This window comes from Luteolibacter sp. Populi, from assembly GCF_040801775.1.
Lineage (GTDB): Bacteria > Verrucomicrobiota > Verrucomicrobiia > Verrucomicrobiales > Akkermansiaceae > Haloferula.
In genome coordinates, this window is sequence record NZ_CP161812.1 from 5,519,922 (window position 1) to 5,540,748 (window position 20,827).

The following is a 20,827-nucleotide window of genomic DNA, read 5'->3' on the forward strand; positions in this document are numbered from 1 at the left end:
TTTCTTCGTGAAGTTCGCACCTCACGTGCTGTTCGGGGGCGGCCCGGAAGTCCTGCTCAGGGGGGCTTTCCGGGTCCTTAGATCGAACCCCAGACCAACCCGTGACCCCGACCATCTCTCGCAATAGCACTCGCAATAGCATCCCGCTTCGGGCTGCCATCGTCGCCCTCTCCATCCACACCGTCGTCGCCGCTGGCGGCGTGTGGACGAATCCCGCCGGCGGTTCCTGGGCCACGCCCGCGAACTGGAACGGCGCCACCATCGCCGATGGCACCGACTCCCTCGCCAACTTCAGCACCCTCGACATCGCCGCGAATGCCGTGGTGACCCTCGATGGCGCACGCAGCATCGGCTTCCTCAGCTTCGCCGATGCCACCACCCCGAGCAACGACTGGTCGCTCACCCCCGGCACCGGCGGACCGCTGACCCTCGCCACCAGCGTCGGCACCCCGGCCATCGGCGTGGCCAGCCAGACCGCCACCGTCGGCGTTCCGCTCGCGGGCGTGCAAGGCTTCATCAAGAGCGGCGCGGGCGCCCTCGTCCTATCCGGCGCGAATACCTTCACCGGGCCCCTCTCGGTCACCGGCGGCATCCTCCGCGCCGGCAATGGCGACGCCCTCGGTGCCCCCGGCACGGACAACGAAACCATCGCCTCCAGCGGTGGCACCTTCGATGTGAATGGCACCGCTCTCAATGTCACCGAGATCGTGAGGATCTCCGGCAGCGGTGTCGGCGGCGCGGGCGCGCTGGTGAATAACGGCGCCGCCCAGCAGAACGCCCTCAACCGCGTGGTCCTCACCGGGAATGCCACCGCCGGCGGCGCTGCCCGCTTCGACATCCGCCCCGGCACCGCGCCCACCCTCGATCTCGCGGGCTTCACGCTGACCAAGACCGGCACGAACCAGCTCAGCCTGGTCGGCACCGCCATCACTCCCGGGAACGTCGTCATCAACCAGGGCATCTTCAGCGTCGAGACCACCAGCACCGCGAATACCTCCGGCTCGATCACGGTCAACAGCGGCGGCACCCTGGGCGTCTATGGCAATGCCATGGACGTGACCATCCCCGCCACCCCGGTCCCCATGTTCATGCGGCCCATCGTCTCGAACAACGGCACGATCAACAACCTCGGTAGCGACGCAAACATCGGCGGCACCGTGGCGATCGCCACCGGCACCACGCTGAACCTCACCGGCTTCAATACCACCCACATGCGCGGGGTCATCTCCGGCACCGGCAATGTTCTCAAGACCGGCGGCGGCACCTACTCCATGGTGGTGAACAATACCTATGTCGGCAAGACGACCGCCACCTCCGGCTACTTCGGCCTCCTGGGAGAGGGCGTCTTCGGCCCCGCTCCGGCGACCTTCCAGGCCGACCAGCTCACGCTCGACAATGCCGGCATCTGGACCGTGGCCGGCGGCTTCTACGTGCCGAATGGCGGCCCGAACTTCACCGGCACCCGCGGCATCACGCTCGGTGCGGGCGGCGGCTACTTCGATGCCTACGGCGGTGCGAATTCCCGCGGCCGCATCGGTGCCGGCAGCGTCATCAGCGGCCCCGGCAAGCTGATCAAGAACGGCGGCGGCTACATGGATGTCAGCGCCGCGAATACCTACGAGGGCGGCACCCAGATCAATGGCGGCCCGGACACCGCGGATACCATTCCGAATGCGGCCATCAATCTCTCGAACTACGCCGGCTTCGGCACCGGCCCGATCACCTTCGGAAATACCGGGGCGATGAATGGCATCCGCTTCCTCGCCACCGGCACCCTGCCGAATAACATCACGCTGAGCTCGGCGATCGGCGGCAATACCCGCTTCGTGGTCGAGGGCGGCTCCACCGCCACCATCGGCGGCCTGATCGAGGGCGGTGACTTCAATGGCGGGCAGTTCCAGGTCGGCGGCAGCACCGGCACCCTCATCATCCCGGGTGACCAGACCTACACCAGCGATACCGTGGTCAATGGCGGCGGCAGGCTGCTGGTGGACGGCCAGATCCTGGCCTCGGACTTCATCGTGAAGACCACCGGCGCGCTCGGCGGCAGCGGCACGGTGCGCCTCCTCACGCTTGAGGAAGGCTCTTCGATCATCGCTTCCACCCCGCCTCTCAATGCCACCCTCGGCGTCTACGCGGACAAGACCGACAAGGGCGTCAGCATCATCGTCCCGGGCGGCTCGGCCACTCCCGGCCTCAAGACCGTCGACGTCGTTTCCTATGGCGATGACGTGGAGGGTCTGGCCCCGGTGATCGAGAATTTCAATACCGCTGCCTACCGCGGCGCGAGTGTCGCCGATGACACGGTGAACAACAAGATCACCATGAGCTACACCAGCTCCGTGCTGACCTGGAATGGCGTGGGCCCGGTCTGGGACGCGGCCACCACCGCTTCCTTCCTGGAAGGCGATGGCAAGTTCTACCAGGGGGATGCAGTGAACTTCACCGATCCCGCCGCGGCATCCACCGTGACTCTAACAGGGCAGCTCCTGCCTTCCGCGATCACGGTGACCAATACCACGAATCCCTACACCTTTAGCAATACCGGCAGCATCTTGACCGGCTCCCTGACCAAGAACGGCACCGGCATGCTGGTCATCACCGGCGCGAACAGCTACGCTGGCGGCACCACCATCAATGGCGGCACCATCTCGCTCAGCCTCTCCGCAGCCGCATCCGGTGGCGGCAGCCCGGGCGGCCTCGGCACCGGCTCCGTCACCGTCAATACCGGCGGCCTGCTGAAGCTCTGGATCAACAACGGCGCGACCACCTACTACAACTTCCCGATCACGCTCGATGGCGGCCGCATCCTCGGTGAAGACGGCATCAACGTGCTGAAGGGCGGCGTTACCCTCGCGGCCGGCGGCGGCACCCTCTCCCCGAAGTGGAATAACAAGAACATCGTCGTCGATAGCGTGATGAGCGGCCCCGGCAAGCTCACCGTCTTCCGGGAGACCCCGGGCGGCGAGGCCGGCACCGCCGTCATCCTGAACCAGGCGAACACCTACCTCGGCGGCACCGATCTCTTCTCCGGCGTCCTGCGCGCGGCGTATAGCGATCAGGCGCTCGGCAGCGGTCCGCTGACCTTCACCGGCAGCGCCACCTTCGGCACCGCGGCGACGGGCAGCGACCGCACGATCGCGAATGACATCGCGATCACCACCGGCGTCACCGCTTCCTTCGATTCCGCATCCTTCCCGCTCACGCTGAATGGAAGCATCAGCGGCCCCGGCATCCTGACCATGGCCTCCGGCGGCACCGTCGCGCTCGGCGGGAACAACAGCTACGAGGGCGGCACCAACTTCAACAGCACCGGCAACCTCCGCGTCGATAGCCCCGGCGCGCTCGGCACCACCGGCACGCTCAGCTTCGGCGGCGGCTTCCTGATGCACTCCGCGGGCAATACCACGGACTACTCGGCGCGCTTCTCCACCGCAGTGAACCAGGCGTACAAGGTCAACACCAACGGCCAGAACATCACCTGGGCAGCCCCGCTGACGAGTGTCGGCGGCAGCATCACCAAGACCGGCGCGGGCACGCTCCTCCTCACCGGCGCGAGCACCTACAACGGCGGCACGAATGCCCAGGGCGGCGTGATCGAGACCGCCCTGATCTCCGATACCGGGGCCACCCCGCTCGGCACCTTCGCCACCGCCGGCGGCAGCTTCCTGAGCTTCAGTGGCGGGACCTTCCGCTACTCCGGCGCGGACTCCGTCACCACCGCCCGCTACCTGTGGAATGACCAGACCAGCGGCACCTTCGATGTGACGAACGCGGCGGCGACCGTGACCTTCAGCGCCACCGCCGGCAGCACGATCAACAAGCCCTTCGCCAAGACCGGCGCGGGCGGCCTGGTCCTGTCCCTGCCCATCACCGGCGCAGCTACTACGGTCACCGTAACCGGCGGCGCGCTCACCCTGAACGGCACGAATACCTACACCGGGGACACCAGCGTCGCCGCCGCCAGCCTGACCCTCGGCACCGCCAGCCTGGCGAATGCCGCGGACCTCCGCCTCGGCACCGGCGGCACCGTCACCCTGACCCACGCAGGCACCGACGTGATCGATGAATTCTACATCGATGGCGTCGCCCAAGCCGCCGGCACCTGGGGCAGCCCGACCTCCGCCGCCACCCATAAAACGGCGCGCATCACCGGCACCGGCCTCCTCAGCGTCACCACCGGCGGCAGCGCCGGCGGCCCGACCTACGAGGCCTGGGCCAGCACCGCCGGCCTCACCGCCCTCAACAACGGCAAGACCGTCGATGCCGACTTCGACGGCCTCGATAACATCACCGAGTTCGCCCTCGATGGTGCCCCCTTGTCCGGAATCCGCGGCGGCAAGATCGTCTCGAAGATCGCCACCGCCGGCAGCGAGCAAGCCCTCGTCCTGACCCTGCCGGTGCGCACCGGAGCCACCTTCACCGGTGACAACACCGCGAAGACCTCCGCCGCGATCGCTGGCGTGATCTACAGCATCCAGGGATCGGCCACCCTCGACGGCTTCCCCCTGGAAGTGCTCGAAGTCACCGGCACCGACGCCGCCGCCATCCAGACCGACATGCCCGACCTCTCGACCGGCTGGACCTACCGCACCTTCCGCGTCGCCGGCCCCGTCACCGGCGCGGACAAGAAGTTCATCCGCGCCGTCATCACCGAAGGCTGAGGTGAACATCCGTTAGATCAACTCCAAACGCCCCGGCGCCCCAGCGGCACCGGGGCGTTTTCGTGTGTGGCATCAGCCGCCGCCCCGCCGCCGTGGCCTGCTGCCAAGGGCCCTGCAAAGGCGCCCCCCCTAACAACTCCCGCCCCCAAGGGTACGTAGTCCCGCCTTCAGGCGGACGAAGCACCAAGCGATCCCCCCATCACCCCCGCGTCCCGCCCCACGCCTGCCCCCCGGGACCGCGGAGGCTCCGCCCCGCAGAAGCCACCCTAACAGCTCTCTCCATCTCGCAAGTAGAACAGACATCGCCGTCGCCCAACTCCCAACTCCCTTCTCCTCATTCGATGTTCGATGTTCGATGTTCGATGTTCGCCTCCCGCCTCTTCGTCCCGGCCATCCGGAAAGGAGATCACTAATCACTAATCTTCCAATCATAAATCGGTCTGTGTCGCTGCGCTGAAGAGGAGGGGCGCTGGCGCGTGAGGCGGAGGCCACCGGAGCGGCGCGATCCACGCGAAGCGCCCTTCCGCACCTCTTCCCGCACAGCGGCAGTCTGATTTATGATTAGAAGATTAGTGATTAGTGATTCTGCCTTTCCCCCCGCCTCCCGCATTCCGCTTCCCCCCGCCGATTCCCCCCTATCCTCCGCCCCCCAACACCATGGCCATCGAACGAATCCTCACTCACCCCGGCAGCTCGCATAAGGACGAGTTGCTCGCCTGCGCCCTTCTCGTCGCCGTCCACGGCGTCGAAGTCATCCGCCGCGAACCCACCCCCGAGGACCTCGCCGACCCCGCCACCGCCGTCATCGATGTCGGCGGCGAGCACGACCCGGCGAAGAACAACTTCGACCACCACCAATTCCCCGCCGACCACCCGCCGCTCTGCTCCGTCAGCCTCGTCCTCCAGCACCTCGGCCTCTATGAGTACGCGCGCAGCTTCTGCGATTGGCTCGAGCCCGCCGAGTGGTTCGACACCCGCGGCCCGAACGCCACCGCCAAGTGGCTCGGCGTCGAGCGCGATATCGTCTCGAAGCTCAATTCTCCCATCGACGTCACCCTCCTGCGCCGCTTCGCGAAAGCCAGCCGCCTCGGCCCCGGCGATGTCATCTGGGAAATGCTCCGCTACACCGGGCAGGACCTGTTAGATTATCTCCGCTCCCTCCGCCAGCGCCTCGATGCCATCGCCGCCCAGGCCGAAATGTGGACCGTCGCCGGCCAGACCGTCCTCTTCCTGCCCCGCACCGAGCCCATGCCCGACGAGCCCTCCGCCGGTCTCGGCCGCTACCTCGAATCCATCGGCAAGGACAAGGAAGTCACCGCCACCGTCTACCCCGACCGCCGTGGCAGCGGCTACGGCCTCTCCCGCCACAACGACGCCCCCGCCTTCGACTTCACCCGCATCGAGTCCCAGCCCGACGTCCACTTCGCCCACGCCCGCGGCTTCGTCGCCAAGACCTCCGCCGCCGACCGCCGGAGACTCGTCGAGCTGTTAGAGACCGCACGCGTGGACGCCTGACGCCCACAAGCACCGACCCCTAACAGCCCGCCCCCAAGGGTACGTAGTCCCGCCTTCAGGCGGACTTCACCGGTAGGATCACGCCACCCAAGTGCCTTCCGCGGCCCCGCCGCCGTGGACTGCGTGCAGCCTGCTGCCGCTGTCCCGATTGCAGCCTGCTGCCAGGGCCACAGCAAAGGCGCAGCAAGGGTAAGCCCACGCCTCACGGACGGCTCTTCCCCTGGGAGCGCGGAGCCACCGGCCCGCAGAATGGTCCCTAACCGCCGTCATCTTCTCCCGTGCCACCCAAAGTGGTCCCGGGCCACCCCAAGTGCGTAACTGAGGTGTGCTGGATTTCTGGACCAACAAACTCCAGAATCCATGTCCATGAATCCCAAGCCACGCAGGCAATATACCGAGGAATTCAAAGCCCAGGCCGTCGCGCTTGCCGACACCGGCCGGTCCGTCACCGAGATCGCCCGCGAACTCTGCATGAGCGCCAACCTCCTCCATGGCTGGAGACAGGCGGCAAGGCGCGCGCAGGGCGGCAGCGAAGGCCCGCGAGCCGCAGGCGAGGGGGACGCAGCGGACGACCTGCGCGCGTTGCGCCGCGAGCTCGCCCGCCTGCGCCAGGAAAATGACATTTTAAAAAAGGCCGCGGTCATCCTCGGGACCAGTCCCCGGCCGGACTCCGCGCCATGATCGGGGAAATCCACCGCGCCACCGGCCACGGCATCCGCCGGATCTGCGAGGTCCTCGAGCTGCCCCGCGGCAGCTACTACCACGCCGCCGCACCCACCCCCTCCAAACGCTCGGACAAAGCGGCCGGCGATGCGATTGAAGAAATCTTCAAGAGCCACCGGCGGCGCTACGGCCACCGCCGCATCTGGCACGAGCTTGCCGGGCGCGGCATCACCTGTGCGCCCGCCCGGGTCCGCAGGCTCATGGCCGAGCGCGGCCTCAAGGCCATCCAGCCCAAGACCTTCGTGCCGAAGACCAGCGACGGCCGGGCCGACAAACCCTCGCCCAACCTCATCGCGGGAAAGGAGCTGCCCGACCGGCCGGACCAAGTCTGGGCGGGCGACATCACCTTCATTCCCACCGCCTCCGGATGGCTTTACCTCGCGGTGGTCATCGACCTCTGCACGCGCCGCATCACCGGCTGGTCGCTGGCCCGCCACATGCGCGCCGGGCTCGTTGCCGATGCTCTCGCCCAAGGACTCGGCTCGCGTCGTCCGGCCCTGGGCCTGATCTTCCATAGCGACCGCGGCAGCCAGTACGGAAGCTGCGAATATCGCGCCATGCTCTCCCGGGCCGGCATCTGCCAGAGCATGTCGGCACGGGCCAACCCCTACCACAACGCGTGGAGCGAATCGTTCATGGCCACCCTCAAGAAGGAGATGCTGCAGGGAGGCTGCTTCATTGACGGACAGGACGCCCGGACCGAAATCTTCAGTTTCATCGAGGGCTACTACAACACCCATCGCAGGCACTCCTCGCTCGGCTACCGATCCCCGGCCCGATTCGAGGCCGAACTCATTCCGTCCAACTAACCAACAACCGGTCCAAAAATCCGTTGCATCTCAAACAAGGTCACGCCCCCCCTGGGAGCGCGGAGCCACCCGGCCCGCAGAACGGTCCCTAACAGCCTGCAGCATGAAAAGGCACGCAGCCAAGTCACGGCGCTCTCCGCTCCCACCACGCCGTGTCCACTACTCCTCCCGCTGCTTCTGCGGGGCAGTGCCTCCGCGCTCCCAGGCGCTGACGCGTTCGCCCCCTCAGTCCGTCGCCACCCGGAAGTAGCGGCTCGGCTGGTTCTCCGTCGAGTAGAAGCGCTTGATCACCTCACCCTGGCCGGAGATGTTAGACTCCAGCGTCGCCCAATCCTCCAGATTCGCCGAGCCCTCGATCCGATAAACCGCACCGGCCGCCGTGCCGAATTGGATCTCCACCGCCTGGCGGATCGTCAGCGGCTGCTGCGGCGGGCTCACCGGCACCTGGATCGCCTTGCGGATCACCTGGCTACCGCCCGCCACGATCATCCCGCTGAACGGGTGGATGCTCTCCAATGTATAGGCAATCCCCGTGTCTTCCTCCGTCCATGTCGTCGCGTTAGGGGAGCTTGCAAGCCGTCCGCCCGCACCCGCGGCATAATACTTCCCGTCCGCGAAGGCGATCGCGTAGACAGGGAAGGGCAAGACATTGCCCGTCGTTTCCGACCATGTGATCCCATCCGCCGACTTCCACAGGCTGGTCGGGGTGGAATTGATCCTGGGGGTCACCACGAAGCCACCGGCACCATGGCCGATCGACCGCGGTTCGCTCGCCGAAGTGACATGGAGTTGCCAAGTCATGCCATCGCCGGAACCCAGCACAAAGGTCCCGCAGGTCGCCACGAACCTGCCATTGGCGAAGTGGATCCGGGCGTCCGCATCATTCACATCCGCCGGCACCAGCGCGCGGTACCAGGTGAGCCCGTCCGACGAATAATAGATACCCGCCATCCCCCCGGTGCAGGTTGCCACCAGCAGGCCATTGCCATAGGCGATGTCCGTGGCGAAGAGGTCGGAGGCCACGAAAGACGGTGCCGCGCTGCCATTGATGCGCCGCAATTGGTTATCGCCGGCCACGATCCAGAAATTGCCGCCGCCAAAGCACACGCAGCGGCCGTTTCCCCCCAGTGCGGTCCAAGTGATCCCATCCACGGAGCTGTAAACGCCGCCCTGCGTCCCCGTGCCCACCGAGATGATCCGCCCGTTCCCCGAGGCCATGTCCAGCACCCGCTGCGCCCCCGTCTGCACCCAGCCCTGCCCCCGCACCGGCAGCGCCAGCGAAAAGGAAAACACACCCCCGGCAAGGGCTAACAGAAGCAGCGGGACGGCACGCGGAGTCATGGGGAAGGAAGGGCAGGGAAGGGGATAGGGGGGCAACCCAAGCGATCGCAAGGCCCACCCTCTTCGAAATCCCCCGGGAGTTCAAGGGCAGCGTGGAAAATGCCACGAACAGGCGGCCCGGCCCTAGGGTCGCCGCCTGCGCGGTCCCTAACAGTCCGCCCCCAAGGGTAAGTAGTCCCGCCTTCAGGCGGACGAAGCACCGGGAAAGCATCGTTTCCGGAAGGTCCCCGGAACGGAAGCCGCGCAGCGGCCGTGGACTGCGGCAACAGACTCTGCCCCTTACCCACATTTCCGTAATGCCTCACGGACGGCTCTTCCCCTGGGAGCGCGGAGCCACCGGCCCGCAGAACGGTACCTAACCGCCCGCACTCCGAAGAAGCCGGCAACCACGCTACGGCGCTTTCCGTACCAGCCGTGTCGTGCCAGCGCAGCTCAGGACCGTTCTGCGGGGCAGTGCCTCCGCGCTCCCAGGCGCTGACGCGTTCGATCCTTCACGATGTGGATAACGGGCAACTCCTGCTGCCGTGAAGCACGCGAGATGGATCACCCCTCGCCCGCCTCGCACGCTCGCAGGGTGGCGAGGGCGGATTCGAGATTGGGCGAGCCGAGCTTGGTTAAGATTTCCACCGCGCGCCGGGCATGGGGCAGGCCCTCCATCGCCTTGCCCTGACGGTGCAGGGATTTGGCGAGGCGGTGGGAGTCCAAGGCAATCAATTGCTGACGTCCGATGGCCTCGGACAAGGCGAGGGCTTCCCGGGCCAGGGTCTCGGCCTCCGGCCAGTCCTCTCGGTCCAAGGCAAGCACCGCCAGATTGCCGGTGTAGGTGGCGATACCCTCGGCGTATTCGGTGTCACGGGCCACCCGCAGCGCCTCCCGGTAGGCTTGCTCCGCGGCCTCGTAGCCGCCCGAAAGGCGCTCGATATCGGCGAGGGAGTTCAAGTCGCTGGCCACGTCTTCGCTCTCTGCAGAGAGACCGCGGTCGAGATCGAGCGCCTCGCGGAAGACGGCGGCGGCAGCGGGATAGTCCTCCTTTAACTGGTGACCCATACCACTCAGCTGGAGTGCGGCGGCGCGCTCGCGGGCACCGGCCCCGGATTTCTCCCAATGAGCCGTTGCTCGAGCCGAGGAGGACAGCACTTCCTCCGCCTGGCCGCTTGCGTGACGAACCCAGCCTGCCTGATAGGCCCGCCAGCCAGCATTGTCGTCATCGCCCACCGCCAAGGCCTTGGCCTCCGCCTGGCGGTTGAGCGAGAGATGTTCATCCCAGCGACCGGTGAACTCCAGAAAGCGAAAGAGCGCCCCGCACACTTCCTGCAGTGTGTCATTCGGCCCGGCGAGGAAGAGCGGCAGGGCCGGGGCCACGCTGTCCCAAGCGGCATCCAGCAGCGGAAAGCGGGCGTATTCCTCGTAGCCATTCTCCACGATCATCGCATAGGCGCGCTGCTCCAACCGATCCCCCGTTTCCTTCACCACCTCCGGCCGGTGCTTGCGCAGGAAGTCCGCGACCATCGGCACCAGGGCGAAGGCCTGCAACTCCTCCGAGGGGACGGCCAGCGATCGGTTGACCAGACTCTGCAGGGCCAGCCGACAGGGCTCCTCTTCTTCCATCCCGGCGACGGTCGCGATGTGATTCACCTTGGCCGCCTGGGAGAAATAGGTGAGTGCGGTGATCGCCTTCATTTCATCCGCCGAGAAGTCCGCCACCAGATCACCGAAGACGAATTCCAGCGGGTCATTCCCCTTCGGACAGGAACGCAGGAAGGCGATGGCATCGGTGAAGGTCAGGCAATGGCCGCGGCCGATCTGGCCGGCGGTCCAGCGCAGTAGCAGCGGGCTGCCGGCGGTCTGGGTGTAGAGGGCGATGCGCTCGGCCTCGCTGGTCTTGGCCAGCTCGCGATTGTGGGTGGCTAGCTCGGCCAAGGTATCGAGCGCGGCGTCCTGGCTGAGCTTTTGCAGGATCAGCTCCTCGGCCCCGGAGCCGATCCGGCCGCGGCTGGTGAGGATGGCCTTACAACCGGCCGGCAGCTTCTTGACGAAGGTGATCACGGTGCCGCGCTCGCTCCGCTTGAGGCTTTCGAGATTATCTAGAAGCAGCAGGGTCCGGGTGTCGCGCAACGCTTCTAACAGGAGTTGCGGGCGCTGGTCCTCCGCCGACTTCGCGATCTCCGGGTGGCCGAGCTGGCGCGCGAGTTCATTGAAGAGCTCGAGGATGCCCGAGAGAATGAAGCCGCTCAGGTCCCGCTCGCCATCGTCATCGAGCTCGCGCGTCTTGAGGCTGATGAAGACGATGCGCCCGAAGTCCTCCGGCGAAGCATCGTAAGCGGCGCGGACAGCCAATGAGGTCTTCCCCATGCCGCCGGGGCCATCGATCAGCGCACCCCAGGTGCGGCTGGCGGGGTCGAGCGCATCAGCGATTTTCCGCAGCTCCTCCTCGCGCCCGAAGAAGGGCTGCAAGCTGGGTAGATTGTGGGGAATGGTGGTGGAGGGCTGTTTGGCGCCGTCCGGCTCTTGCTTGGCCGGCGTGACTCGCGCGACCAGTTCACGCAGGGCCTCGCTGACGAGACGTCGCAATTCCTCAGGGGATTTGAACTGTCCCCGGATGCGGTTCTCGGTAGAGCGCTTCTTGAAAACGATAAGCCTTTTCTGCGCGGTGGCATCGGCCTCGATATCCTTCGCAGTGAAGTGGTGGTCAGGATGAGCGGGGAAGATCAGTAATTCCCTAAGCTCGCCGCGCTCCTGGCGTTCCAGGGCACGGTCGAACTCCATTTCCGTGATCGATACCTCCTTGCCGTCTGGCACCCAGCCGTAGCGAAAGGCGTAGATGCCGATGTAGACGTCGGCTTGGTCGACCATCTCCAGGGAAACCTGCACCGCCGTGGCATCGCGGGCCGGGAGATGCTCCATCCCGATCGGAAAGACCCCCGCGGAAAGGCAGGCCTGCATGACCGCCGCACGATGCTCCGGCAAATCGATCGCGGTGCTGCTGATCATTGCCGTCAATTGGCCGGGTTTGTGCAAGACGGGGGCCTTGCCGGCGGGGGGAGCTCCAGACATGCCGGAGACAAGCAATTCCCCGCCGGCTTGGAAAGCACGGAAGGTGAAGTGTTGGCATCCCCCTCACCCCACCAACCTCTCCCGACACCCCCTTACATGCACCCCCAGCCCCTCCACGATCCGCCCGATCACCGGATGCTCAATCCCCCTCGCACTCACCTCATGCGCCGTCTCCACCGCCACATCCGGCAAACGCTCCGCCATACCACCGATCAACTCTAACAACGCCCCCGCCGGCATCCCGAGCCCGCGCGCACAGGCAACCCAATGCTCCCGCCCGATCGCCCGGATCCGATACTTGCTGCCGATCTTCATCGCCAGCTTCGCCTTGTGCGGATCGATATCACGGGGATAGGGCAGGGCGCTCGCAAGATCATAGAGCGGGGCCAGCCGCACCTGCCGCCGCGCCGCGATCAACAGGGAGTAGTTCTTGGCGTGGGCATCCGTCCCGGCGATCAGCCAGTTGAAGGCCAGCGCCCCGGCGAAGAGCGCGACATCCTCCCGGGGTGCCGATGACACATCACGCAGAAGATCGGCGATCGCCCTGGCGGACGGCCCCCCTTCGTTCTCGTATTTCTGCCCCGGGCGGACCCCGAGCGCTTGGCAGAAGTCCTCCTGGTGGATGCGCCGATAGCGTCCGTCCTCTTGGAGCGTGCGGTCATAGCGGGTCACCACGATCACCGGCCGGCCGCCGGGGTGGATGACCGTGGAGTCCGGCACGCGCAGGCCGAGGCCGCGGGCCAGCGCGAGGCAGAAGTGCTCGTTCTCCGCATAACCGGCGAAGCGCTCCGCAGAGGGCTTGAGAATGTGGGTGGTGGGAGTGTGGCCGGACGGCACGCCCCAGCGGCCATCCTGCGGATTGCGGTAGAGCGCTGTCTTCGGCTGCGCTCCCGCCAGGCTGAATTGCCCGCGGTCCGCGGCGTTGCGGACGCTGCCGTGATTCTCTAACAAATTCTGGATGCGCCCGGCCAAATCTTCCTCTGTGAGCCATTGGATGTCGCCCTGCGCGCCGGCACCGAGCAGTTCGTCTTCCCGGGCATGAGGCACGAATTGCACCGCCCCGGCGCAATCCTCCCCGACATGCCAGAGCAGCTTGAAGGGACTATGATGGGAGACATGGTAGCGCCGTCCCCACTGCTCGAGCACCTGGGCGTTGTCAGGGAGCAAGCCGCGCAAGAAGGGATCGATCGCGGCGTGCTCGTGTTCCACGGCCACCAGCGGCATGGAGAGGGAAAGCGGATAGGCCCCCTCGTAAGCCTGCCACCCGGGATCGTAGCGGAATTGCAGCCGCTCATGGTTGCGCCGGATCCGGCCCACCAACCGGCCCTCGGCGATGACGGAGAGTTCTTCGCTCATGATGGGGAAGAATCGCCGAGGAGCAGGCGGTTGAGATCGATACCATGGTCACCCGGCTTTGCAGGCGCGGGAGCGGAGGCCGGGTCCACGGCGAGCACCAGACCGAGCGCACGCAGCGTGTGAAGCACCAAGCGGAGTTCCACAGTGGATTTGCCCTTCTCCAGATCGATGATCCATTGGCGGCCGACGCCCGCGCTTGTCGCAAGATCCATCTGGCTCATGCCAAGCTGCTTGCGGCGGGAACGGACCAGCGCCGCCAACTCCCTGACCGTTTGGACTTCCATCCCGACACATTAACAAAGTAACCGTTCGCCGACAATCCCAAAAGTAATCGTTCGCCGACATTTTGAAATGTCGCCGCTCGCCTACATCGTCCGAAGTGGTCGATCGGCGACATCAGCCGCCTTCCCCCGCGCCCCTCTCCGCGGCCTCTGCGCCTCCGCGTTTCGTTCGCCTCAAAACCTTGGCGACCTTGGCGTCTTGGGGGTTCCTCCTTCGTCATCCAAGCGGCAAAGGACGGATCAACATCCAGCCTCCTCCATCCCCGCGCAGCGCAGACCGATTGATGATTGAGACATTAGTGATTGATGATTTCCAGGAAGATCCCATCCACCCGTCCCCCCTCCATCGTCTGCACCTCCGGGAACTCCTTATTCAAGGACCGCAAAACCGGCACCTGCCCGAACCCGTTCGCCGACTCCTCCCCGGCCTTCGCCTTGCGATACCCGAACTCCTTCAGCGTCGCGCCGTGGCCGTCGTTGTACACCACGATCGTGCCCTTCTTCGGGAAGCCCTTGTCCTGGAAACGCTGGACCACGATCGTCGCGCCGTCGGCGATCTTCGGTTCCATCGAGCGGCCGCAGACCTTCAGCGCGTAGTGGTCCGCCGGATACGCCTTCGCCGTCCGCACCGGGGCCGGCTCGATCGCCGCGGAGATCGGCGCACCCGCGGCAATCCCGCCTAACAGGTCAAGCCAGTGCTCTTCTCCAGCGGCTGTTCCCTTCGATGTTCGATGTTGGACGTTCGATGTTCGATGTTCGCCTTTGCCTTCCCTTCTTCCTTTCTTCTCTCTTATCCCGCTCCCCGCCAGCGGCACGATGTTAGACGATAAGGTAGCCACTCCCGGACTCATCCGCTCCACCTCCTCATCGCAAGTGCGGATGATCCACTCCTCGATCGTCAGCCCCTTCGCCAGCGCCGCCCGGTTGTAGCCGCGGAAGGTATCCAGATCCACCTCCACGCTGAAGACCTGCGCTGCGCGATCGCTGCCCGCGCGTTTGGCTGCCGCTTCCGCCGCCCGGTCATCCGCCATCAGCCGGCCGATCAGCGAGAGCGTCCCGGCCGGGATGTCCTGGCTCGCGGACAGCCAGTTATCGACCGTCCGCTTCTGGATCCCGCCGCACTGTTGGCCCAGCCAGGCGCGGTCGTGTCGATGGGCCTTTAACCAAGCTTTAATTTCGTCCCGGGTTGGATGCATGCCGGAAACTGCATGATTTTATGCGGCATGCAAACATTTTCCATGTGAAAATGCATTTTGTTTTGACGATGTGCATCTGAACATGCAGTAATCATGCATGTCCCGAGTGCACGATCCGAACGCCGAACTGGTCCTGGCGCTCCCGCCGATCGCCCTGAGCGAGCTGCGGGAACCGACCAAGGACTACCTCCTGGCCAAGGCCAACGCCGGTCACACCCCCCTCGAAACCCTCAAGGAGCTGCTCGACCGCGGCGCGGAAAGGGAGGGCTTCTGGAAGGACCGGGGATCAGGAGCCGGGGAGCAGTCCCATGAAGCGGAAGGCAAAATGCGAACATCGAACATCGAACGCCCAACATCGAACATCGAATGAAAAACAGGAAGGCAAAGGGCAGAACCCCGAATCAAAAGCCTCTGCGGTAATCCCTGCCTTTCCTGAAAACTGAACACTGAAAACTAGCAAACTCCCTGCCTTTCCACTCGGCACTCTCTTATCTTCCCATGACCACCACCCTCACCCTCGAAGGCAGCCCTGAAACCCTCCATGCCGAGGTCCACGATGGCGAGCTCTACCTCTCCATCCGCGCCCCGCACGGCCGGGTCCAGCGCGTCGCCAGCATCGATGCCGCGCTCGGCCGCATCTTCCCGGAATACCCCTTGGTGCGCCGCCTGCAAATGGCCGCGCGCCTCACCGCATCCCTGGCGGAAACGCTGGAGGTGCAATCGAGATAAGGCGGAAGAAATCACTAATCACTAATCTTCCAATCATAAATCAGACTGCGCTGCGCGGGGCAGGGGTGTGGAGGAAATGCTTCGCGCGGATCGCGCCAACCCCCACGCCCCGCCCCACGCGCCAGCGCCCCTCCTCTTCAGCGCAGCGACACAGACCGATTTATGATTAGAAGATTAGTGATTAGTGATTTTGTCTTCCCACTGCATACCGATGAACACGGACGGGCGGAATCATTGGCGCGGGGCTTGCGGTGGCGGCTCCCGCACCCCGCGGGGGCAGGCCTCCCGTCCGTGTTCATCCGTGTGCAGGGCTAGGTAAGCCGAACGGTCCCTAACAGCCCCGAATCCAAGGGTACGTAGTCCCGCCTTCAGGCGGACGAACGAGCCAAGCAGGGCCGCCTTCAGGGGGGATGCCCAGGCAAGGTCATCATCCCCCGTGCTTCGTCCGCCTAAAGGCGGGACTACGTACCATGTCTCGCGCTCCCGCCGGGAACCACTCGGCCCAACGCCATTTCTTACCAACCATCAACCCTCAACTCCCAACTCCATCAACCACATGAACCAGCCACCTGCCATCTTCGATCTCGAAACCGCACCCGACCTCGACGCCCTCCACCGCCTGACCCCGCCCTACGTCCCGTCCAGCTCGAAGTCCTCCGCCGATGCGGAAGCCGACTACTGGCGCGCCGCACGGGCGAAGGCCACGCTCAATCCCGCGACCTCCTGCATCTGCGCGATCGGCCTGCACTTCCCCGGCGAGCAACCGCTCCTGAGGACAGGCGATGATGAGGCGGAGTTGCTACGTTGGTTCTGGCGGCTCTTCGAGAGCTGGGGCGGGAACTTCGCCTACTGGTCCGGGAACAATAGCAAGGGCTGCTTCGATCCGCGCTTCCTCGTCGTGCGCTCCTGGGTGCGGCGGGTGCCGGTGCCGCGCGGCGCGTATGGGAAGCCGCCGGGCTGGTCGCTCTCCGCGGACAAGTGGATCGACCTCGCGCCGCTCTATCTCATCGGCGCGGAGGCCAATAGCTTCTGCAGCGCGAACACCGCCGCCAAGACCCTCGGCCTCCTCGGCCTGGACTGCGGCTGGGGCGCGATCCGTGACAAGAACACCCTCGCGGTGAAGGCCGCCGGCTTCCACGAATGGCTGGCCAGCGGGGACCCGGAACGCCGCGAGGCCGCGCTCGACTACCTGCGCAATGACCTGGCCATCGAGCGCGCGATCGCCGATGTGATCCTGTCCGGGAAGGAGGTGGCCGCATGATCGCGGAGCTACCTCTGCCGCCCGCGGCCTATCTCCCGCGCGGCCTGCTCGCCGAGATCGAATCCTCCACCCCCGCGCTCCGCCTGGATGGCGCGGACGTCGAGTTCTCTTCCGAGGTGCTGTTAGAGCATGAAGGCCAGCAATACCTGGTCAGCACGCCGACCCGCAGCCTGCCCGCCGCCATCCGTGCCGCGGTGGGCAGATTCCCCGGCGCCACGGTCCTCACCGCACGGCGCAGGATGGTGGTGATTGAGGAAGAAGAAATCACCGGTCACTAGTCGGCGCCGAACCTATCGCGCGGCACCGGCTCCAAGGGTACGTAGTCCCGCCTTCAGGCGGACGGACGGTCCAGAGGGTGCCGCCATCGGGGAGGATGCCCTCGCGGGTTCATCATCCCCCGTGCTTCGTCCGCCTGAAGGCGGGACTACGGACCATGCATCGCGCACCCGCCAGGGACCATTCCTTTCACACATGTCGTCTTATAGCGAAAAACTCCGCGATCCGCGCTGGCAGCGCATGCGCCTGACCGTCATGGGGCGCGATGACTTCGCGTGCCGGGCCTGCCGGACCACGACGGCGACGCTCAATGTCCACCACTCCCACTACCGCAAGTCGGCCGCGCCCTGGGACTACGCGCCGGAGCATCTGGTGACGCTCTGCGAGCCCTGCCACCTGGTGGCCGAGGAGCGCCGCGAGCGGATACTGAAGGCGACGGCGGAGCCGGCGGTGCAGCTCGCGGTGCTTCACCTCGCGCTGCTTCTCGCCGGTCGCAGCCAAGCCTTCGCCCCCGGCTTCCGCAAGGTCCTGGAAGCCCTCCTGCGGGCCATGCAAGCGGAGCTGGCCGCCCGCCAGGCCCTGCGCTCCGGGGGCGGCCTGCAAGCGCTGGAGGAGTCCATGTTAGAGACGCGCCGTCATCTCGCCGCGATCCATGCGGACCTGCTCTCAAAATGACGAATTCCGAGTTTCCGAATGTCGAATGAACTGTGGGGGGGAGAATGGGGTGCCTGGTCCCGGAATCCGTGACCCCCTTTTGCGGCGTAGCCGCTTTGGAGTGCGGCGGGCATCGCCGCTTTCCTGCGCTGCCTGCCAGAGAGCGCCGTAGTGAATCCACCTTTCCCTCTTCCCCTATCCCGCCGCAATCGCTCTGGCCCGATGGGTGAGGGGACCACGCCGAGCCGAATCCAACACCGCGATCTCCGCGGCTCACGCGCCCGAAAGCGGCGATGCCCGCCGCACTCCAAAGCGGCTGCGCCGCCATCGTGGCTCATCGCTCGTCCTATCTTCACCGCACCTTTTACCACACCAATCCCGACCTGATACCATGAACGGTTACCTTCAACTCCAGCGGAACTTCTTCAGCCACTCGATATGGCACGAGAAGCGCGAATTCTCCCGTGCCGAGGCTTTCCTCGATATGCTCCAGCTCGCCGTCTTCACGAGGACGAAGAAGATCGTGAAGGAAAGCATGCTGGTGCTTGAGCCGGGCCAGCTCTGCGGTTCCATCCGCTTCTTGGCCGGACGCTGGGGCTGGGGTGTGAAGCGGGTGCGCTACTTCCTGGCCATGCTCGAGGCTGAGGAACTGATCACGCTGGGAAAGGAGTCGAAAAGGGCACACTTCGGGGAGGTGATAACGATCTTGAACTACGGTGCTTATAAAAACGTGCCCGCGGAAAAGGGCACACTCACGGCACACTCGCGGCACACTGACGGCACACTCACGGCACAAATAGAAGAAGGGGAAGAAGGGGGAAAAAGGAAAGAAGGGGGAATTTCTTTTGCACGGGACGGAGCAAGCTCCTGTCCCGTGCCGGAGCTGGGGTGGTCGGCGGAGAAGGGCTTCGCGGGAATCACGGAAGGGGACCGCAAGCAGTGGGCGGAAGCGTATCCGGCACTCGACATCGCCAGCCAACTGGCACGGGCCGCGGAGTGGCTGAAGGCGAACCCCCACCGGCGCAAGAAGGCGGTGCGGCGCTTCATCACGAACTGGCTGGCCCGGGCGCAGGAGCGGGGCGGGGACCGCGTGCCGAACAGGCCCGGGCTCCCGGGGACGGCGGCGGCGGTCACGGGGGCCGGGGCGTTTCCGATGAGGCTGGGGATCGGGCCGGGGCCGCTGCCGCCGAATGCGGTGGTGACGCCGCAGGGCTACATCGTGCGGCGGGCCACTTGAGGGGGAAATGACGAATTCCGAATTCCCGAATGCCGAATGAAGTGTGTGGGGAGAATGACGAATGAAGAATTTTCGAATGTCGAATGAAGTGTGTGAAGAGATGAGTGATATGAACCCGACCTTTGATCCCCCTGATTCCGGACACACGCCATTCGTCATTCGGAAATTCTTCATTCGTCATTCATCCCGCGATCCCCTGAACGCTTCCCCCAATCCTTTACCATGAATCTAGTACCCCACGCTTTCGGGCCGGAGAAGTCGGTGCTGTCCTCGATGATGAAGTCGCGTGCCTGCCGGGCGCGGGCGGCGGCGGGAGGGATCGGGGAGGAGCATTTCCACGTGCCGTCGCACCGGGTGCTGTGGCGGGTGCTGCGGGACCACGATGTGAAGGAAAACGGGGCGGAGGTGGATCTGGTATCGCTGGTGGATGCGATGTCGATCAGCGGGGATCTGCTGGCAATGGGCGGGCCGGGGGGGCTGGCGGAGATCTACACGTATGCGCCGCACGATGCGCATTTCGAGCGGCACGAGACTCTGCTGCGGGAGGCGCTGGCACGGCGGACGGCGATGCTGCACGCGCTGAAGATCGCGGAGGATGCGGCGGGCGCGGCGCCGGAGGATCTGACCAAGGCGCTGTCCGATGCGCTGGCGGTGACGGCGGGGGCGCTGAAGGCGGGCAGCCCGATGGTGACGGCGGCGCAGGCGGTGGAGCGGCTGGCGCTGCGGCTGCAGGAGCTGGCGGGGGCGGATGCACAGGTGCCGGGCCTGGCGACGGGGCTGGGACCGATCGACCGTCTAACAGGCGGGATGTGGCCGGTGGAGTTGTGGGTGGTGGCGGCGCATACTTCCGGGGGGAAGTCGGTGGTGCTGCTGCAGGCGGCACTGACGGCGCTGCAGGAGGGGAAGCGGGTCTTCGTCGTCTCCCTGGAGATGCAGGCGGAGGATCTGGCGGGGCGGATGATCGCGAACTTGAAGAGCATCCCGGCGGGGACCTGGCGGCAGCCGAAGCTGGCGCACAAGGACATCCTGATCCGGGCGCGGCAGGGGATGGAGGAGCTGCGGGAGATGAAGCTGACGATCGACGACCAGGGCGGGCGGACGGTGGAGCAGATCGCGGCGCTGGCGCAGGCGGAGATCGACCGGCACGGGAAGCTGGACCTGATCGTGGTGGATTACATCCAGCGGATCGAGAGCCGGCGGCAGAAAGACCAGACGCGGGCACAAGAGTTGGGAGATATCTCGAAGCGGCTCAAAAGCATGGCGATGAAGCTGCGGGTGCCGGTGATGACGGCTTCCCAGGTGAACGACGGCGGGCAGCTCTTCGATTCAAGGGCGATCGGGCACGATGCGGATGTGGTGCTGATCGTGGAGAAGGAGGGCTTTATCCGGGGGGACAAGGTGCGGAACGGGGAGAGGGATCAGCACTTTCCGCTGAGGCTGGATGGGAGGTACCAGAGGTTCGTGGAGTGGGAGGGGGAGAGGGAGGCGAAGCACTAATTACTAGATTCTAATTACTAAACGGGGGAGGGGTGCTGCGGTGGAGAGGAGGGGGCTGGTGTGTGTGGGGCGGGGGCTGGGGGGGAGGGCGTTTGGGGTGATGGGGGATCGTTTGGTGCTGCGTCCGCCTGAAGGCGGGACTACGCGCCCTTGCGGGCGGGAGTTGTTAGGGGGGGCGCGGGGGTGGTGGGGGAAAGGCAGAATCACTAATCACTAATCTTCTAATCATAAATC

At 65.6% G+C, this 20,827-nt stretch carries 16 protein-coding genes; 11 read left to right on the top strand and 5 right to left on the bottom strand.

Features of this window, described 5'->3' with window-relative positions:
• Positions 1-101 precede the first annotated feature (101 nt).
• The 4 genes from ABWK72_RS22405 (at position 102) to ABWK72_RS22420 (ending at position 7,711) form a co-directional block, all read left to right on the top strand.
• A complete protein-coding gene (locus ABWK72_RS22405; protein WP_367871808.1) occupies positions 102-4,664 on the top strand; it encodes a beta strand repeat-containing protein in 4,563 nt (1,520 codons plus the stop codon).
• 657 nt (positions 4,665-5,321) lie between these two features.
• Positions 5,322-6,179, top strand: coding sequence for an MYG1 family protein (locus tag ABWK72_RS22410; RefSeq protein ID WP_367871809.1), 858 nt, complete (start codon positions 5,322-5,324; stop codon positions 6,177-6,179).
• A 366-nt stretch (positions 6,180-6,545) separates the two neighbouring features.
• On the top strand, positions 6,546-6,860 hold the full coding sequence (locus ABWK72_RS22415; RefSeq protein WP_367871810.1) for a transposase: 315 nt from the start codon (positions 6,546-6,548) through the stop codon (positions 6,858-6,860).
• Complete coding sequence (locus tag ABWK72_RS22420; RefSeq protein WP_367871811.1) at positions 6,857-7,711, top strand: IS3 family transposase; 855 nt, start codon at positions 6,857-6,859, stop codon at positions 7,709-7,711. The genes ABWK72_RS22415 and ABWK72_RS22420 overlap by 4 nt, the downstream gene beginning before the upstream one ends.
• Before the next feature lie 225 nt (positions 7,712-7,936).
• Here the strand turns inward: ABWK72_RS22420 and ABWK72_RS22425 are convergent, their stop codons facing one another.
• The 5 genes from ABWK72_RS22425 to ABWK72_RS22445 all read right to left on the bottom strand — a co-directional run bounded on the left by ABWK72_RS22425 (position 7,937) and on the right by ABWK72_RS22445 (position 14,939).
• Positions 7,937-9,052 (bottom strand): WD40/YVTN/BNR-like repeat-containing protein, encoded by a 1,116-nt coding sequence (locus ABWK72_RS22425; RefSeq protein WP_367871812.1) that lies wholly within the window; start codon positions 9,050-9,052, stop codon positions 7,937-7,939.
• A 543-nt stretch (positions 9,053-9,595) separates the two neighbouring features.
• Positions 9,596-12,106 (bottom strand): DUF4062 domain-containing protein, encoded by a 2,511-nt coding sequence (locus ABWK72_RS22430; RefSeq protein WP_367871813.1) that lies wholly within the window; start codon positions 12,104-12,106, stop codon positions 9,596-9,598.
• A gap of 63 nt (positions 12,107-12,169) precedes the next feature.
• A complete protein-coding gene (locus ABWK72_RS22435) occupies positions 12,170-13,462 on the bottom strand; it encodes a type II toxin-antitoxin system HipA family toxin (protein WP_367871814.1) in 1,293 nt (430 codons plus the stop codon).
• Positions 13,459-13,746: a type II toxin-antitoxin system Y4mF family antitoxin gene (locus ABWK72_RS22440; protein ID WP_367871815.1), complete on the bottom strand. Its 288-nt coding sequence runs from the start codon at positions 13,744-13,746 to the stop codon at positions 13,459-13,461. Before ABWK72_RS22440 ends, ABWK72_RS22435 begins: the two co-directional genes overlap by 4 nt.
• Before the next feature lie 293 nt (positions 13,747-14,039).
• A complete protein-coding gene (locus ABWK72_RS22445) occupies positions 14,040-14,939 on the bottom strand; it encodes a S24 family peptidase (protein ID WP_367871816.1) in 900 nt (299 codons plus the stop codon).
• 97 nt (positions 14,940-15,036) lie between these two features.
• On the opposite strand from ABWK72_RS22445, the gene ABWK72_RS22450 reads away from it, so the two are divergent.
• The 7 genes from ABWK72_RS22450 to ABWK72_RS22480 all read left to right on the top strand — a co-directional run bounded on the left by ABWK72_RS22450 (position 15,037) and on the right by ABWK72_RS22480 (position 20,593).
• Positions 15,037-15,309: a hypothetical protein gene (locus tag ABWK72_RS22450; protein WP_367871817.1), complete on the top strand. Its 273-nt coding sequence runs from the start codon at positions 15,037-15,039 to the stop codon at positions 15,307-15,309.
• A 128-nt stretch (positions 15,310-15,437) separates the two neighbouring features.
• On the top strand, positions 15,438-15,668 hold the full coding sequence (locus ABWK72_RS22455; protein WP_367871818.1) for a hypothetical protein: 231 nt from the start codon (positions 15,438-15,440) through the stop codon (positions 15,666-15,668).
• Between the two features lie 556 nt (positions 15,669-16,224).
• A complete protein-coding gene (locus ABWK72_RS22460; RefSeq protein WP_367871819.1) occupies positions 16,225-16,929 on the top strand; it encodes a hypothetical protein in 705 nt (234 codons plus the stop codon).
• Complete coding sequence (locus ABWK72_RS22465; protein ID WP_367871820.1) at positions 16,926-17,207, top strand: hypothetical protein; 282 nt, start codon at positions 16,926-16,928, stop codon at positions 17,205-17,207. The genes ABWK72_RS22460 and ABWK72_RS22465 overlap by 4 nt, the downstream gene beginning before the upstream one ends.
• Before the next feature lie 193 nt (positions 17,208-17,400).
• Positions 17,401-17,880 (top strand): HNH endonuclease, encoded by a 480-nt coding sequence (locus tag ABWK72_RS22470; RefSeq protein WP_367871821.1) that lies wholly within the window; start codon positions 17,401-17,403, stop codon positions 17,878-17,880.
• 370 nt (positions 17,881-18,250) lie between these two features.
• On the top strand, positions 18,251-19,096 hold the full coding sequence (locus ABWK72_RS22475; RefSeq protein WP_367871822.1) for a hypothetical protein: 846 nt from the start codon (positions 18,251-18,253) through the stop codon (positions 19,094-19,096).
• Positions 19,097-19,318: 222 nt separating this feature from the next.
• Positions 19,319-20,593 carry a replicative DNA helicase gene (locus tag ABWK72_RS22480; protein ID WP_367871823.1) on the top strand — a complete coding sequence of 425 codons (1,275 nt, stop codon included), beginning with the start codon at positions 19,319-19,321 and terminating at the stop codon, positions 20,591-20,593.
• Positions 20,594-20,827: the final 234 nt, after the last annotated feature.